This is a genomic window from Salinicola sp. (assembly GCF_982684285.1).
Window position 1 is genome coordinate 1 of sequence record NZ_CEXLVS010000359.1, and the last position, 2,991, is coordinate 2,991.

The window sequence follows — 2,991 nt, forward strand, 5'->3', positions numbered from 1 at the left end:
GGCACCACCAGCGTGCGTTGCCTGTAAACCGCCAGCCAGGGCGACAATGGCGAACTGACGCCTTACCGCGGTGAAACCGATATCTTCATCTATCCCGGCTATCGCTGGCGCTGCGTGGATGCCCTGGTCACCAACTTCCACCTGCCGGAGTCGACGCTGCTGATGCTGGTCTCCTCGTTTGCCGGTCATGACGCCGTCATGCGCGCCTATCAGGAAGCCGTCGCCGAGCAGTACCGCTTCTTCAGTTATGGCGATGCGATGTACCTGACCCGTCGACCGGACTGATCCGCACACGCCTTGCACGCATCCCGGTCACGAACATTGCGCACGGCTTCGGGTGCATCCCGGTAACGACATCGGGATGGCCTCGAGCGTGTTGGAACAGACAAACGCTTTTGCGCGCGGCTTCGGGCGCGTTGGAACAAACGAACGCTTTGTGCGCGCGGCTTCGGGCGCGTTGGAAGGAAGAGAGACACCATGCGAGACGAGTGCTTCATGAAATTCGAGCGACTGGGCCAGCAAGGACGTGCCCGTCGCGGACGCCTGACCTTCCCGCGCGGCACGGTGGAGACACCCGCCTTCATGCCGGTGGGCACCTACGGCACGGTCAAGGGGATGACGCCCAAGGACGTCGAGGCGATCGGCGCCGAGATCATTCTCGGCAATACCTTTCATCTGTGGCTGCGTCCCGGCACCGAAGTGATCGAAGGCCATGGCGACCTGCACGACTTTTCGCAATGGCACAAGCCGATCCTGACCGACTCCGGCGGCTTTCAGGTGTTCTCGCTCGGCGCGATGCGCAAGATCACCGAGCAGGGCGTCCATTTCCGCTCGCCGGTGGATGGCGCCAAGGTCTTCATGGGGCCGGAAGAGTCGATGGCCGTGCAGCGTTCGCTGGGCTCCGACATCGTGATGATCTTCGACGAGTGCACGCCCTACCCGGCCACCGAGGCCGAAGCGCGGAAGTCGATGGAGCTCTCGCTGCGCTGGGCCAAGCGCTCGCGCGAGGCCCACGGCGATTCGCCTTCAGCGCTGTTCGGCATCGTCCAGGGCGGCATGTACCCCGACCTGCGCAAGCGCTCGCTCGAGGGCCTGCTGGAGATCGGCTTCGACGGGCTGGCGATCGGCGGCCTGTCGGTGGGCGAACCCAAGGAAGAGATGATCGGCGTGCTGGATTACCTGCCGACCTGGATGCCGGAGGACAAGCCCCGCTACCTGATGGGCGTCGGCAAGCCCGAGGATCTGGTCGAAGGCGTGCGGCGCGGGATCGACATGTTCGATTGCGTGATGCCGACCCGCAACGCCCGCAACGGTCACCTGTTCACCGCCGACGGCACCGTCAAGATTCGTAACGCGAGCCATCGTCACGACACCGATCCGCTGGAAGCCGACTGCGACTGCTACACCTGCCAGCACTTCTCCCGCGGCTATCTCCACCACCTCGATCGCTGCGGGGAAATGCTCGGTTCGATGCTCAACACGATTCACAATCTGCGCTACTACCAGCGCCTGATGGCGGGTTTGCGCGGGGCTATCGAAGCGGGTACATTGGCCGACTTCGTAGCACAATTCTACCGGCGACGCGGACTGCCCGTGCCGCCCGGGGTCGATTGACACGATCCGAGTCGGCACGTCGATGATCTGCCGTCCATCGGTCTCACCCAAGTAACCGTCTCATTACGCGACCATTTCCTCACATAACTTTCGGAGAAACATCCATGCTGGACTTTTTCATCCCTGCGGCTCACGCCCAGGATGCGGGCGGCCCTGCCGGCGGTGGTATTGCCCAGATCATCATGCTGGTTGGCTTTGTGTTGATCTTCTACTTCCTGCTGTGGCGTCCGCAGTCCAAGCGCGCGAAGGAGCACAAGAAGCTGGTCAACAATCTGTCCAAGGGTGACGAAATCGTGATCGGCGGCGGGCTGCTCGGCCGCATCACCAACGTGACCGACGACTTCATCAGCATGGAGATCGCCGAAGGCACCGTCGTCAACGTTCAGAAGAGCGCGGTAGCCTCCGTGCTTCCCAAAGGCACGTTGAAGTCGCTGTAACTCTCCTGGCTGCCGGCCCTCCCGCCGGCAGCCGTCTCTTTCCGCGACACTCTTCGCACGACGGTCATTGCCCCGATCGTCATTGATTGAAAGGACAGGGCTTCCATGCTCAATCGTTACCCCCTGTGGAAGTATCTGCTGATACTCATCGTCTGTGTGGTTGGCGTCATCTACGCGTTACCCAATCTTTACCCACAGGATCCCGCCGTCCAGATCAGCACCACCAACGGTTCCCTGGGCAGTCAGCAGCTCGACCGTGTTACCCAGGCGCTGGCCGAGGATGACATCCAGGTCAAGTCGGCAGCGATGACAGGCAACAACACCGCCCTGATTCGGTTGAACGATGCCGAACAGCAGCTTCCCGCCCGCGATGTGGTCGACGACGTACTCGACGGCGACTACACCGTGGCGCTCAATCTGGCCGACTCCACGCCATCCTGGCTGACCAGCCTCTCCGCGGCGCCAATGAAACTCGGTCTCGACCTTCGCGGTGGGGTTCACTTCCTGCTCGAGGTCGACATGAAGGCGGCCGTCGAACAGCGTCTGGAGGCGACGGCCAGCGCGATTCGCGCCGATCTCCGCGATCAACGCATTCGCTACCGCTCCACCGACGTCGACGACAACGCGCTGCACCTGGAGTTCGCCAACGCCGAGGACCGCGATGCCGCGCGCGACCAGATCAGCCAGACATTCAACGAATTCCAGCTGGAGAATCGTGACGAGGGCCGCCGGGCCTTCCTCGACATGACGCTGACCGAGCAGTCGATCAAGGACATTCAGGATTACGCGGTCCAGCAGAACCTGACCACGATCCGCAATCGCGTCAACGAACTCGGGGTGTCCGAGCCGCTGGTACAGCGCCAGGGCCCGAGCCGTATCGCGGTCGAGCTGCCGGGCGTGCAGGACACCGCCGAGGCCAAGCGCATCGTGGGGGCGACGG

At 62.8% G+C, this 2,991-nt stretch carries 3 protein-coding genes and 1 pseudogene; all 4 read left to right on the forward strand.

Annotated features, from left to right (window positions below):
* A pseudogene (locus AC3AYF_RS19775) lies at positions 1-285 on the forward strand (S-adenosylmethionine:tRNA ribosyltransferase-isomerase); the annotation flags it as partial.
* Positions 286-495: 210 nt separating this feature from the next.
* Positions 496-1,614 (forward strand): tRNA guanosine(34) transglycosylase Tgt, encoded by a 1,119-nt coding sequence (gene tgt / locus AC3AYF_RS19780; RefSeq protein ID WP_295037939.1) that lies wholly within the window; start codon positions 496-498, stop codon positions 1,612-1,614.
* Between the two features lie 104 nt (positions 1,615-1,718).
* Positions 1,719-2,051 (forward strand): preprotein translocase subunit YajC, encoded by a 333-nt coding sequence (gene yajC, locus AC3AYF_RS19785; RefSeq protein ID WP_295037940.1) that lies wholly within the window; start codon positions 1,719-1,721, stop codon positions 2,049-2,051.
* Between the two features lie 105 nt (positions 2,052-2,156).
* The coding region (gene secD, locus AC3AYF_RS19790) for a preprotein translocase subunit SecD family protein (RefSeq protein ID WP_487780245.1) at positions 2,157-2,991 on the forward strand (835 nt) is incomplete at its 3' end.

What these genes read in the sequence shown, in the direction of transcription:
- tgt (WP_295037939.1), top strand. Translation starts at nt 496, where the DNA reads ATGAAATTCGAGCGACTGGGCCAGCAAGGACGTGCCCGTCGCGGACGC.
- yajC (WP_295037940.1), top strand. Translation starts at nt 1,719, where the DNA reads ATGCTGGACTTTTTCATCCCTGCGGCTCACGCCCAGGATGCGGGCGGC.